Source organism: Aurantiacibacter zhengii (genome assembly GCF_003584125.1).
Lineage (GTDB): Bacteria > Pseudomonadota > Alphaproteobacteria > Sphingomonadales > Sphingomonadaceae > Alteraurantiacibacter > Alteraurantiacibacter zhengii.
This window is the reverse complement of sequence record NZ_QXFL01000001.1, coordinates 482,263-495,066: the sequence shown is the minus strand read 5'-3', so window position 1 is coordinate 495,066 and position 12,804 is coordinate 482,263. Positions and strand designations below refer to the sequence as shown.

General features: G+C 62.3%; 10 protein-coding genes. 1 reads left to right on the top strand and 9 read right to left on the bottom strand.

All coding sequences use genetic code 11. The features are described from left to right. Nucleotides 1-21: 21 nt before the first annotated feature. The gene (locus tag D2V07_RS02470; protein WP_119584406.1) at nt 22-735 is read left to right on the top strand and encodes a hypothetical protein; all 714 of its coding nucleotides are present in this window, start codon (nt 22-24) and stop codon (nt 733-735) included. Here the strand turns inward: D2V07_RS02470 and D2V07_RS02465 are convergent. From D2V07_RS02465 to D2V07_RS02425, 9 genes are all read right to left on the bottom strand, one after another. Further along, nucleotides 732-2,336: a bifunctional GNAT family N-acetyltransferase/carbon-nitrogen hydrolase family protein gene (locus tag D2V07_RS02465; protein ID WP_119584405.1), complete on the bottom strand. Its 1,605-nt coding sequence runs from the start codon at nt 2,334-2,336 to the stop codon at nt 732-734. The two genes, D2V07_RS02470 and D2V07_RS02465, sit on opposite strands and share 4 nt — an antisense overlap. Before the next feature lie 73 nt (nt 2,337-2,409). Then, on the bottom strand, nt 2,410-3,639 hold the full coding sequence (locus D2V07_RS02460) for an NADP-dependent isocitrate dehydrogenase (RefSeq protein WP_119584404.1): 1,230 nt from the start codon (nt 3,637-3,639) through the stop codon (nt 2,410-2,412). A gap of 80 nt (nt 3,640-3,719) precedes the next feature. After that, the gene (locus D2V07_RS02455) at nt 3,720-4,817 is read right to left on the bottom strand and encodes an NAD(P)/FAD-dependent oxidoreductase (RefSeq protein ID WP_158586750.1); all 1,098 of its coding nucleotides are present in this window, start codon (nt 4,815-4,817) and stop codon (nt 3,720-3,722) included. Next, nucleotides 4,796-5,482: a methyltransferase domain-containing protein gene (locus D2V07_RS02450; RefSeq protein ID WP_119584402.1), complete on the bottom strand. Its 687-nt coding sequence runs from the start codon at nt 5,480-5,482 to the stop codon at nt 4,796-4,798. The genes D2V07_RS02455 and D2V07_RS02450 overlap by 22 nt, the downstream gene beginning before the upstream one ends. Further along, the gene (locus D2V07_RS02445) at nt 5,475-6,542 is read right to left on the bottom strand and encodes a type III polyketide synthase (RefSeq protein WP_119584401.1); all 1,068 of its coding nucleotides are present in this window, start codon (nt 6,540-6,542) and stop codon (nt 5,475-5,477) included. Before D2V07_RS02445 ends, D2V07_RS02450 begins: the two co-directional genes overlap by 8 nt. 38 nt (nt 6,543-6,580) lie before the next feature. Next, entirely contained in the window at nt 6,581-7,504 is a 924-nt protein-coding gene (locus tag D2V07_RS02440; protein ID WP_233548205.1) for an NAD(P)H-dependent flavin oxidoreductase, read from the bottom strand. Then, complete coding sequence (locus tag D2V07_RS02435; protein ID WP_119584400.1) at nt 7,504-9,294, bottom strand: acyl-CoA dehydrogenase C-terminal domain-containing protein; 1,791 nt, start codon at nt 9,292-9,294, stop codon at nt 7,504-7,506. Before D2V07_RS02435 ends, D2V07_RS02440 begins: the two co-directional genes overlap by 1 nt. 18 nt (nt 9,295-9,312) lie before the next feature. Continuing rightward, nucleotides 9,313-11,646 carry a 3-hydroxyacyl-CoA dehydrogenase/enoyl-CoA hydratase family protein gene (locus tag D2V07_RS02430; protein ID WP_119584399.1) on the bottom strand — a complete coding sequence of 778 codons (2,334 nt, stop codon included), beginning with the start codon at nt 11,644-11,646 and terminating at the stop codon, nt 9,313-9,315. Beyond that, nucleotides 11,646-12,782 carry a thiolase family protein gene (locus D2V07_RS02425; RefSeq protein WP_119584864.1) on the bottom strand — a complete coding sequence of 379 codons (1,137 nt, stop codon included), beginning with the start codon at nt 12,780-12,782 and terminating at the stop codon, nt 11,646-11,648. The genes D2V07_RS02430 and D2V07_RS02425 overlap by 1 nt, the downstream gene beginning before the upstream one ends. Between the last annotated feature and the right edge of the window lie 22 nt (nt 12,783-12,804).

Here is a 12,804-nt window from a genome sequence, read left to right as displayed (position 1 = left end):
GGTCCTTTCAGGAGATCGTCATTGTCTCATCTGCGCCTGGTCGGATTTATCACGCTGATATTCTTCGCGAATCCAGCTGGTGCTCAACACCCCATTATTGTGCAGAAGCTGACCGAGTGGAACGAGGCCGCACCCAGCCCCGATAATGCTCTACTTGAGCAGGAGGTACTCACAACGGCCGCTGAAATCTATGGGCCGGATGGGGGCTGCCAAGATACGCAGGTCGCCCTCCGCGACGTGCGGCCCGCTACGGCTGATCGATATGTATTCACAGGCGTATTGAATGGAACTCTCAGAAACGCCTGGTTTGTTACAGCAAGCCTTCCGGGGTGCGATAACGCGCCGGTTCGCTTCATGGTAATCAGGGACGCGGACGAAGACCTTCGAACCATCCGCGTCAATCGCGGGGACTCGATTGCTTGGGATTCCCTCTTCGTCGATACGCTTCCGCTGGCACGATTGGGAGCCTTGGCCACCTTGCGAAGCGCAGGTGTCGGATGCGCTACAGAAGCTTCCCACACTCTTGGCGTGACACGCGTGGCAAACGAGGGAAGCGACCTTGGTCCTGATGTGTTCGGAGGGCGCTATGCTGGCAGTTGGTCCGAAATCTGGCCCATCACAATTTGCGAGCGCACTGTCGAGGTCTTCATTGAGTTTACGGCCGACGGCGATGGCGGTGCATATACTCGCGTTAGCGGAGATCAGTCCAAACTCGTCAGTGAGAATCCAGCTTAACCCCCACCCGGTCCATGCTGCCGCGTTGGGGGAGGTCCGCTGATGTCAGTCGCATCGCCGCCAGAGCCCTTTTGCTCCCATTCGATGCGGTAGAGGTCGAACCGGCGATCCGCGAGGTTGCGAACTGTGCCTTCCGCACGTGCCCACGCCAGGTCGGCCAGATTCACGTCGCTGATCGTCAGCGTTTCGACGTTCTCGGTGGCTTCCGCCGCGATGCCATCGCGGGCGAAGGGGAAGTCGCACGGCGTCAGGATACAGCTTTGTGCGTACTGGATATCCATGTTCGCCACGTTGGGCAGGTTCCCGACGTTGCCGCTTAGCACCATGTAGCACTGGTTCTCGATCGCGCGGGCGGCAGAGCAGTACCGCACGCGCATGTAGCCTTGGCGGCTATCGGTGCAGAACGGCACGAAGATGATCCTCGCGCCTTCGTCCGCCAGCCTGCGGGCGAGTTCGGGAAACTCGCTGTCGTAGCAGATCAGCACGCCGACTGGACCGCAGTCGGTCTGGATCACGTCGACGGTGTCGCCACCGTGGATGTTCCACCAGTAGGCCTCGTTGGGCGTGGGATGGATCTTTTCCTGCTCGTGAATAGATCCATCGCGCAGGCACACCATTGCGACGTTGTGGATGTCGCCATCGTCCATGCGCGTGGGGTGTGAGCCGCCGATGATGTTGATGTTGAACTTGAGCGCCATCTCCGACAGCGCCTTGCGGATGCGCGGTGTGTACTCGGAAAGTCGCTCGATGCTTTCCAGCGGGGAGAGTTCCTTTTCCTCGGCGCTCAGCAGCATCAGCGTGAACATCTCTGGAAAGAGGATGAAGTCCGCCTCATAATCGGCTGCAACATCGACGAAATAGCGCACCTGGCGCATGAATTCGTCGAAGTCCTTCACCGCGCGGGCCTGCATCTGGCACGTGGCGACGCGCACGTTCTCCACCCCGCGCGGCACGCGGGCCTTGGGGCTGGCTTCCTGGTCCACAAAGGGATTGCGCCACACCATGTGCGTGGCAAAGGCGCGGCTGCGCTTGTCTTCGGGCAGGTAGTTCTTGAGTACGCCGACAGGCTCGAATCCGTTGGCGAGCTGGAAGCGCACCACCGGGTCGTGGATCTTCCCGGCTATGACCTTTTCGAGGTAATCTTCCGGCCCGTCGACCCGTCGCCAGCTGCGCGACAGGTTCGGCATGCGCCCGCCAAAGACAATGCCCTTCAGTTCGAGTTGCTCCGCCAGCGCGCGGCGTTCCTCGTACAGGCGCCGCCCGATGCGCGTACCGCGCGTTTTGGGATCGACGCAGAGTTCATATCCATAGAGCCAGTCGCCCTTGGGGTCGTGGCGGCTGCCGTATCCGTTGCCGGTGATCTCGTCCCAGCCGTGTGGGCGCAGCGCCTTGTCACCGCCGATGCGCATGGTGGCGCAATAGCCGATCAGCTTGTCGTCCAGCAGGGCGACGAAGCAACCTTCCGGGTAGTTGTTCAGCTGTCCGCGGATTTCGCTCTGGGTGTAAGGCGCAAAATCCTCGTAAACACGCTTCGCCAGCGCCGCGATCCGGCGGATATCGCCAGTTTCAGCCTGACGGACTTCGAGACGTGCCTTGGTCATAGATAAAAGCCCCCGTTACGCCGGATTAATGGCGCAACGGAGGTTTCGTTTCCACTCTGGTGAAATCAGTGGCTCAAACGAGCCCCTGCTTCTTCATTTCGGCTTCGAGACCATCGACGATGGCTTCGAAGAACTGCTCGGTGGTCATCCAGCTCTGGCTGGGGCCGATGAGCAAGGCCAGGTCCTTCGTCATCTTGCCGTTTTCGACACAGCTGATGCAGACCTTTTCCAGCGATTCCGCGAAGGCGACCACGTCCGGCGTGTTGTCGAAACGGCCGCGATACATCAGGCCGCGGGTCCACGCGAAGATGGAGGCGATCGGATTGGTGCTGGTGGCCTTGCCCTGCTGGTGCTGGCGGTAGTGGCGCGTCACGGTGCCGTGAGCGGCTTCGGCCTCTACGGTCTTGCCATCGGGGGTCATGAGCACGGAAGTCATCAGACCCAGCGAGCCGAAGCCCTGTGCCACGATGTCCGACTGCACGTCACCATCGTAGTTCTTGCAGGCCCATACGAACTTGCCGTTCCACTTCAGAGCGGCGGCGACCATGTCGTCGATCAGGCGGTGCTCGTAGCCGATGTCGGCGGCTTCGAACTTTTCCTTGAAGCCTTCGGTATCGAAAACTTCCTGAAACAGGTCCTTGAAGCGGCCATCGTACTTTTTCATGATGGTGTTCTTGGTGGACAGGTACACCGGCCAGCCACGGTCGAGGCCGTAGTTGAAGCTGGCACGGGCGAAGTCGCGGATGGACTCGTCGTGGTTGTACATCGTCATTGCCACGCCGGGCTGGTCGAAGGTGTGCACTTCCAGGTCGATGTTCTGGCCATCATCACCCTCGAACACCATGCGCAGCTTGCCCGCGCCGGGGATCAGGGTGTCGGTGGCGCGATACTGGTCGCCAAAGGCGTGACGGCCGACCACGATGGGATCGGTCCAGCCCGGAACAAGGCGCGGCACGTTGTCGATCACGATAGGCTCGCGGAAAATCGTGCCGCCAAGGATGTTGCGGATCGTCCCGTTGGGCGAGCGCCACATCTGCTTGAGGTCGAATTCCTCGACGCGCGCTTCGTCAGGGGTGATCGTTGCGCACTTCACGCCAACGCCGTACTGCTGGATGGCCTTGGCGGCATCGACAGTGATCTGGTCGTCGGTTTCGTCGCGCTTTTCGACGGAGAGATCGTAGTACTTCAGGTCCACATCGAGGTAGGGCAGGATCAGCCGTTCGCGGATCCACTGCCAGATGATCTTGGTCATCTCGTCGCCGTCGATCTCTACAATGGGGTTCTTGACCTGAATTTTCGCCATGGGGGGTCCTGTCTATTGGTGGAGTTCGAAACTGTTTGCGGGCCTCTTAGCAGGGACGCACGCCGGTGCAAGCCAAGGGGTCAGTCTGCGCTGTCCATGGAAATTCGGCAGCGCTCGGCGAGGTGCGATACAAGAGCTGGCGAAATGGCCGAGAGCATCAGCGCGGCCTCGCTTCCCAGCCATGTCTCGCCCAGCGTCCGCACCGCTTTTGCCATTTGCACCGGTGGATAGGCTCTTGCCGCAAAGGCGCGCTGGTAGGCCGGCGCGCCGTCGGCGCCGTCACGCAGCCAATAGCGCGCGGCCATTCTCCCGCTTGCCACGGCGATGGACATGCCTTCGCCGGCGAGTGAGGGAATAACGGCCGCCTGATCGCCAAGGCGGTAAAGGCCCGTCGCGGTTTCCTGCGCTATCCAGCCGTAGGGGACTGCGCCAATCGTCTCTATCCGACTGTTTTTCCAGTCGTTTCCGAGGCGCTGGGCGAAATGCCGGTTGCGAGATGCTACCCACGCCAGCAGCGACACAGGATCGCCGCCCCCATCGGCAAGTGCCGATTTCCGCAGGGCGAGGCAGATGTTGCACGATCCGCCTTCCTGAAGGACGATCCCGGCGTAGCCGCCGGTAAACAGGTGCAGTTCGATGGCAGAGCCGATCAGCGCGGTTCGCTCTGTGCTGGCGGGGAGACGAATACGCAGGCCGAGTGCCGGATCGCTCGCCGTGCGAGGGCGAGCCTGGCCGCGGATGTCGTGTTTGCCGCTGGCAAGAAAGACGCAATCTGCCTGCCAGTCCCGCTCCTGCCCGTGGAGGCAACCGTCACTCAGCGAGCGAATCGTATCGATTTCCAGCCGGGCACCGCTGGCGACTGCGGCCTTGCGCATGGCGCAATCGAGGGCGTGCCGCGACAGTCCCAGCGCCGGTTGGGGCAGGGGAGTATGCGCTTCCCGTCCGTGCGCGAAGATGCGCAGGTGGTCCACTTTCTGCCCACCTAGTGAACCTGTGTGCACCCCCATGGCATCCAGTTGTGCCAGTGTGCGCCAGCTCATGAACCCGCCGCAAAGCGGATCGCCAACTTCCTCGTTCCGGTCCAGCAGCAAGGGCTCCGCGCCCGCCCGTGCCAGTTCGATGGCTGCCGCACAGCCGGCCGGGCCGGCGCCGAGGATCAGCGGATCCGGGATACGCACAGCCTGAACGGAAATTTTCTGGTGACCTGCGCCTTTTCGACACCGGCCTCGTCCAGCAGCGCGAGCCATTCCTGGCGGCGGAAGCTGCGGGCGATCGAGGTCTGTCCGTCCATGCGCACGATGCGATGCCACCCGGCCAGCTGCGCGAGGATGGGGTAGCCAAGGTAGCTGAGGCCATGGCGGTGCAGGTCGTTGACGAACCACCCAAGCCGGGCCTCGCTTTCCATCACCTGCAGGAACAGCAGCAGTTCGTCCCTGCTCATGTGGTGCGCCACGAGGCTGGAGACGATGAAGTCCCACTTGTCGCTCATCAGGTCGGCATAGTCCCCGGTGATGTAGGTTATCGGCAGCGATGGATCGGTTACGTCTCGCGCAGCTTTTTCGCTGCGGGGGTTGAGGTCCACGCCGACCAGTTTTGCCTTGATGCCCCGTTTCGCCGCGAAGCCGGCAATTTCCCGCAGGGTGTCGCCCTGGCCGAATCCGACATCGAGCAGCGTGAATTCCGTGCGCCCCGCAAGCGCCTTGGCAATAAATTCAAGCGTGGGACGATAGGCGAGGGTCGCGCGGTTGACCTTTGCCAGATCGGCCAGGACGCGCCGATAGACCGCTTCCGGCAGAGCCGGATCGTCCATCAGTTCCTCGGCATCCAGCCGCTGTTCAAGCATCGCTGCCGATCCAGCCAAAACGCACCCCTTCCATCGCCAGCCCCGGCCCGAATGCGAGCGCGATGCCGGAGGCGGGCTTTTCCGGTGCGAGGCGATCGAGCACGAAGAGGACAGTGGCGGAGGACATGTTGCCGAACTCGTCGAGCACGCCGCGAGAGGCGTCGAGTGCGTCGGGGGGAAGGGCAAGGCCGCGCTCGACCGCGTCGAGCACGGACCTTCCGCCGGGATGGACTGCCCATGTGGTCGGCGGATTTTCGCCTAGAATGGTCTCCTGCACAGCCGGGTCGTCCAGCGCTTCGCCCAGCTTGCCGGGCACTTCGCCGGAAAGGTGCATGACGAAGCCGCTGTTACCGATGGTCCAGGTGATCAGGTCGCCGCTTTCCTCCAGTGCCAGCGACAGGCCCTGGCCAAGCGCCAGTCCTTCGCCATCGGCGCTGAGCAGTACGGCGGCTGCGCCGTCGGCAAACTGGCCCATGGCCAGCAGGCTTTGGATGTCCTGCGATTGCTGGAGGTGTAACGAACACAGCTCTACCGCGACAGCCAGCACCCGGGCTGAGGGATCGGAGCGGACAATGTGCGCAGCCGTGCGAAGGAGCGTCACACCGGCGTAGCAGCCCATGAAACCGATGGAGACCCGCTCCACACCGGCGGCAAGGCCGAGGCGGCGGGCAATGATTTGATCGAGGCCCGGGGCCAGGAACCCGGTGCAACTGGCGACGACAAGATGGGTCACGCCCTCTGTCGAAGGCAGTCCGGCGATGGCCTGCATCGCCAGGTCGGGCGCATGGGCGGCGTAGCGTTCCATGCGAGCCCGCGTCCCCGGTTCTTCCTCGCGCATGTAAAAACTGCCGAAGTCGAGAGCGGCGTCCTTGCCCGACAGCACCGAATAGCGATGCGATATCCCGCCGCGCGATTCCATCCGGCGAAACAGCTTCGCCTTGCGTTCGTCATCAAGCTGGGACGCGGCCCATTCCGTGTAGCGCGTGTGTACGTCGCATTCCGGTACCGCCGTGGCGATGGCGTTTATGCGCGGGGCATTGCTGGCAATGGTGCGTGACATTCAGCAGGAGTAACGAGCGTGCGGGCCGCAGGTGCCGGTCATCCGCAAAAATTCGACCGTGCTGCTTCGTATTCGGCAATCAACTGCTGGCAAATGTCCTTTGTCGGTCGCACGTCGCGCACGGCCCCTGTTCCATGCCCGGCAGACCAGATGGTCTTCCACGCCCTGGCTTCCTCGTTCAGTGACATTTCGCCCGGCGCATCATGCAGTTTCGCTGCCTCCAGGCTGGGGGTGAGGAAATTCGCGCCCACGCCGGTCACCTTGTTCGTGTAGGTAACGTCTTTCGCAGAGGCGCCGATCATCATGTCCTTCTGACCTTGCGGAGCCATGCTTTCCTTGGCGGCGATGAAATGGCTGCCGAAATAGGCGAAGTCGCAGCCCATCATCTGCGCGGCGGCGATGTGCCCGCCGTGGCTCATGGAGCCCGACAGTATCAGTGCCCCATCCCAGAACTCGCGGATTTCGCTGGTAAGGGCGAAGGGACTGAAGGTGCCCGCATGGCCGCCAGCACCCGCGGCAACGGCGATGATACCGTCGACACCGGCCTCGGCAGCCTTTTCCGCGTGGCGGCGCTGGATCACGTCATGGAACACCAGCCCCCCGTAGGAATGCACGGCCTTCACCAAATCAGGCACAGCCCCCAAAGAGGTTATGATAAGCGGCACCTTGTGTTTGATGCACACCTCCAGATCGGCCTCAACCCGGGGGTTGGAGCCGTGGACGATCAGGTTCACCCCGTATGGCGCGTCGCCATCACCCTGCCGCTCCTCAATCTCGCACAGCCATTCGTCGAACCCCTCGGTGGTGCGCTGGTTGAGCGCAGGGAAGGTGCCGCAAAGCCCGGCCTTGCAGCTTTCCACCACCAAGTCAGGCCCGGAAACGAGGAACATGGGCGCAACGATGGCGGGCACTTTCAGCCCGCCAGCGAAGGTGTCCAAGGCCGGATTAGCGGCGCTCCTCATCAGAACGCTTCCGCCGGCATGTCCATCATGCTCGACTTGCCGCTGGTGATCGCCATCATCTGCGCCATCACGGGCGGCAGCAGCCGATCGAAGAAGTAGCGGGCGGTGATGATCTTGGCTTCGTAGAAGTCCTTCTCCTGCGTGCCTTCCTCCAGCTTGGCGTGGGCGATCTTCGCCGCCTTCGCAAAGCAGTAACCCATGGCGACGAAGCCCAGCAGACGCAGGTAATCGGTCGCGGCGGCTGCCGCTTCCTCCGGATCCTTCATACCCTTCTGCGCGATGTGCCCGGTGGACATCTGCAACGCGCCGAAAGCCTGTTGCAGTCCGGCGATCATCTTGCCGATCTTCTCGTCCGAGCCGTGGTCTTCGATGAACTGGGAGACCGGGTGGAAGAAGCTGCGCAGATTCTTGCCCATGCGATCGGGCAGCTTGCGGCCGACAAGGTCCAGCGCCTGGATGCCGTTGGTGCCTTCGTAGATCTGCGCAATGCGCGCATCACGGGCAAACTGTTCCACACCCGTTTCCTGGATGTAGCCGTGGCCGCCATAGACCTGCACAGCTAGGTGCGCGCTTTCATGGCCAAGGTCGGTGAAGAGGGCCTTCACCACCGGCGTCATCAGCGCGACAAAATCCTTTGCCCGCTCACGCGCCTCGGGTTCGGGGGAGGCGTGCTCTGCATCCAGCGCGCGGCTGACCCATGCCGAAACCGCACGGCTGCCTTCGTTGTAGGCGCGCATGGTCATCAGCATCCGGCGAATGTCAGGGTGAACGATGATCGGATCGGCGGGGCCATCGGGGTTCTTCACGCCCGACAGCGAACGGCCCTGCAAGCGGTCCTTCGCGTAGTACACCGCCGACTGGTAGGCGATTTCACCCACACCCAGGCCCTGGATACCCACGGCCACGCGCTCTGTGTTCATCATGGCGAACATGGCTTCAAGACCGCGGTGCGGCTTGCCGATCAGCCAGCCTTTCGAATCCTCGAACGACATCTGGCAGGTTGCCGATGCCTTCAGGCCCATCTTGTGCTCGATCGCCGTTGGCCCTGCGTTGTTGTGGTTGCCCAGCGATCCGTCATCCTTGGGCAGATACTTCGGCACAAGGAACAGGCTGATGCCCTTCACGCCCGGAGGGGCATCGGGCAGGCGCGCAAGGACCAGGTGCACGATGTTATCGGTCAGGTCATGGTCGCCGGCGCTGATGAAAATCTTGTTGCCGGTGACGAGGTAGCTGCCGTCGTCCTGCGGTTCTGCCTTGGTGCGCAGCATGCCCAGGTCCGTGCCGCAATGCGGTTCGGTAAGGCACATGGTGCCGGACCATTCGCCGCTGGCCATCTTCGGCATGTAGAAGTTCTTCAGCTCGTCGCTGCCATAGGCCTCCAGCGCCACCATCGCGCCACCGGTCAGGCCGGGATAGAGGCCGAAGGAGAGGTTGGCCGAGCAGGTCATCTCTTCCACCATCTTGCCGAGGGAATGTGGGGCACCCTGGCCGCCCCACTCCTGCGATACGCCAAGACCGGCCCAGCCGCCTTCGCAGAACTGCTTGTAGGCTTCCTGGAAGCCCTTGGGCGTGCGGACGACGCCGTTCTCGATCCGGCAGCCTTCCTGGTCGCCGGGCCAGTTGATCGGCAGCAGCACATCGCGGCAAAGCTTGTTGGCTTCTTCAAGGATCGCGACGGTCACGTCCTCGTCGAAATCCTCGAACCCTTCGAGATTGCCGAAACCGTCGTCTTCATGCAGTTCGTTGATGTTGAACAGCATGTCGCGGATGGGGGCTTCATAGACTTGCATTGGACAAATCCTCTCTGATCAGTTGCGAAGCGGCTTGCCAGTTTCGAGCATGTGCTCGATCCGGGCCTGCGTCTTCGGATTTCGAATGAGGCGCATGAACGCGTCTCTCTCAAGCTTCAGCATTTCGGCTTCGGTCACGATCTCGGTGATATCGGTATCGCCGCCCGTCAGCACATAGGCAAGCTCACCAGCGACCGTCACATCGTGTGCGGTTGCCTTGCCCTGCTTGTGGAAGCTGTCGACCGCCAGTTCCAGCGCGGCCTTGCCGCTGGGGCCGGGCAGGCGGTATTCGAGCTTCTCGGGTGCTGTGTATCCATCCACCATGGCGAGCGCGCGCTGCTTCGCATCGTAAAGCAGGCGATCGCGGTTCATGGTGATGCCATCGTCGCTGCGCAGGAAGCCCAATTCCTTCGCCTCGGCAGCCGACTTGGCGACCGTCGCGGTGGAAATGGTTTCGAACGCCTTGGATACGGCAGGCATTGGGCCAGCGGGATGGCGTTTGTTGTCCTTCCAGCGGGAAATGAATTCGCCGCAGCCGCCCCAGCCGGGGATGATACCGACGCCGCATTCGACGAGGCCGATATAGGTCTCGGCATGGGACTGGATGGCATCGGAATTGAGACAGATCTCGCAGCCACCACCCAGCGCCATGCCGGCCGGAGCCGAAACGACGGGGAAGGGGGCATACTTCAGCGCCTTGTAGGCATCCTGACCGCCCTTGATGCTCTTTTCCACCTCGCTCCACGCCGCGATGTTCAGGGCGAACATGGCGAGGCCCAGGTTGGCGCCGGCAGAGAAGTTGGACCCTTCGTTGTAGACCACGAAAGCCTTGTAATCCTTCTTCACCACCGGAATGGCCTTCTGGATCAGCTTCATTACCTGCTCGTCCAGCGCGTTCATCTTGCCGGTGAATTCCAGCGCGACGACGCCATCGCCGATGTCCCACAGGGCGGCAGAGCCGTTGGCCATGATCGGCTTGCTGGACAGCTTGATATCTTCCAGCAACAGCACGCCTTCGGCACGTTCGATGTCGTGGTATTCGCCATCGGTGCCAAGGTACTGACGCTTGCCGTCCTCGATCCGGTAGAAGCTGCGGTCGCCCGCCATCTTCAGGATCTCGGGCACCGGCAGGTCGTCAGCCTCCAGGCGCTCGACCAGCTTGGCAGCGCCGATGTTGTCGATCATCTCGAACGGGCCGGTCTTCCAGTTGTAGCCCAGCTTCATCGCGTCATCGACGCCAACCACCGTGGCGGTCGCCTCGGGAACGATGCTGGCAGCATAGGATAGCGTCGGGCCGAGGACGGACCACGCGTATTCGCCGACCTTGCCCTTCATGGAAATCAGCTTGCCGAGGTCGCCCTTGGCGGCGGAACCGTAGACCAGGCCGGGGCGCGCGGCGGCGCGGTACTCGCCGGACTTCAGGTCCTTCGCCATCTTGGTGCGCTTGCCGTCTTCTCCCTTTTCCATGGTGTAGAAGCCGCCCTTGCCCTTGCGCCCGGTGTAGCCGCTCTCGATCATCTCCTCGATCAGCGGCTCGCTGCGGGCGATCTTCTGGTACCAGTCATCCTTGGGCAGAGTGCTGGTAAGCGACTTCATCAGGTGCGGCATCAGGTCGATACCGATAAGGTCGATCAGGCCGAAAATGCCGGTCTTGGGCACGCCCATCGGCTTGCCGCCGATCTCGTCCACTTCCTCCACCGTCATGCCCATGTCGAAGGCCGAGTTCACCGCCTGCTGGATCCAGAAGGTGCCGATGCGGTTGGCGATGAAGCCGGGGCTGTCCTCGGCATCCACCGGGGTTTTGCCCAGCTTGCGGTCCACGAATTCGCGGACCATTTCCAACGTATCGGGATTGGTTTTCGGCCCTGCCACCAGCTCGATCAGGCGCATGTAGCGCGGCGGATTGAAGAAGTGGGTGATCAGGAAATCGCGCTTGAACGAATCCGACCGGCCATCGGTCAGCTGCTCCAGCGGAATGGTGGAGGTGTTGGAGGAAACAGCAGTGCCATCCTTCCGCACCTCTTCCAGCTTGGCGTAGAGGTTCTGCTTGATGTCCAGCCGTTCGATGATGGCTTCCACCACCCAGTCGCACTCTGCCACCTTGCCAAGGTCGTCCTCGATATTGCCGGTTTCGACCAGCTTGGCCGGACGCTTGCCCATGAACGGGGCAGGGTCGGTCTTGAGCATTTTCTTGACCGCACCCTCGGCAATCGCGTTGCGGTTGTCACCGTCTTTGGGGGCGATATCCAGCAGCAGCACGGGCACGCCGGCATTGGCGATCTGGGCGGCGATACCGGCACCCATCGTGCCGGCGCCGATCACGCAGACTCTCTTGATGGTTGCTTCAGCCATTATGCTTTCTCCAGGATGGTCGCGATGCCCTGACCGCCACCGATGCACTGGGTGGAGAGGGCGTATGTCTTGCCTTCACGCTGCAGCAGGCTGGCCGCCTTACCGACGATACGCGCGCCGGTGGCACCCAGCGGGTGACCGATGGCAATAGCGCCGCCATCCAGGTTGATGCGCTCTTCCTTGATGCCGAGGTCACCGATGCAGGCGAGCGACTGGCTGGAGAACGCTTCATTGAGTTCGACGATGTCGATATCGTCGATGGTCAGGCCCGCGCGCGACAGTGCCTTCTTGGAGGATTCGACCGGACCGAGTCCCATGACTTCGGGCGCGCAGCCGGAAATCGCCATCGACTTGATCTTCGCCATCACCTTCAGGCCGTTCTTCGCGGCATAGTCCGCGCTGCACACCAGCAGGGCGGCGCAGCCATCGGTGAGGGGGGAAGCGGTGCCAGCAGTCACGGTGCCATTCTCGTCAAACGAGAGCTTGAGGCCAGCCAGACCTTCGGCGGTGGTATCGGGACGCGGCGTGCCGTCGGTGTCGATTACCGTGCCATCGGGCAGGGTGTAGGGAATGATTTCGTCCTTGAACGAACCCTTCTGCACCGCTTCGCCGGCCTTTTTCTGGCTGCCGAGCGCAAACTTTTCCTGCGATTCGCGCGAGAGTTCGTACTTCTTCGCCACGTTCTCTGCCGTGTCGCCCATGCCGATGTAGGCGGCGCTGCGCTTGGCGAGTTCGGGGTTAGGCATCGGGTTGAAGCCGGTCATGGGCACGCGGCTCATCGATTCGACGCCTGCCGCGATGAACACTTCGCCAGCACCTGCGGCAATCTGCCCGGCGGCATAGTGGACCGCGCTCATGGAAGAGCCGCAGAAGCGGTTCATCGTCATGCCGCCGATGCTCAGCGGCAATTCCGCCAGCAGCACCACAAGGCGCGCGATGTTGAAGCCCTGCTCGCCTTCGGGGAAGGCGCAGCCCATTAGCAGGTCTTCGATATCCTCGGCATTCACGCCGGTGCGTTCGATCAGGCCCTTTACGGTGTTGGCAGCCAGATCGTCCGGCCGAACCTTGGCCAGCGCGCCGCGATGCGCGGGGTGGAACGGGGATCGGACATATCCTGCAATGACGACATCACTCATGGTTCTGATCTGCCTTTCTTTT

Coding starts and splice junctions, on each gene's coding strand:
- D2V07_RS02465 (WP_119584405.1), bottom strand. CDS start 2,336: ATGACCAAGGCACGTCTCGAAGTCCGTCAGGCTGAAACTGGCGATATC.
- D2V07_RS02435 (WP_119584400.1), bottom strand. CDS start 9,294: ATGCAAGTCTATGAAGCCCCCATCCGCGACATGCTGTTCAACATCAAC.
- D2V07_RS02425 (WP_119584864.1), bottom strand. CDS start 12,782: ATGAGTGATGTCGTCATTGCAGGATATGTCCGATCCCCGTTCCACCCC.
- D2V07_RS02450 (WP_119584402.1), bottom strand. CDS start 5,482: ATGCTTGAACAGCGGCTGGATGCCGAGGAACTGATGGACGATCCGGCT.
- D2V07_RS02445 (WP_119584401.1), bottom strand. CDS start 6,542: ATGTCACGCACCATTGCCAGCAATGCCCCGCGCATAAACGCCATCGCC.
- D2V07_RS02440 (WP_233548205.1), bottom strand. CDS start 7,504: ATGAGGAGCGCCGCTAATCCGGCCTTGGACACCTTCGCTGGCGGGCTG.
- D2V07_RS02430 (WP_119584399.1), bottom strand. CDS start 11,646: ATGGCTGAAGCAACCATCAAGAGAGTCTGCGTGATCGGCGCCGGCACG.
- D2V07_RS02460 (WP_119584404.1), bottom strand. CDS start 3,639: ATGGCGAAAATTCAGGTCAAGAACCCCATTGTAGAGATCGACGGCGAC.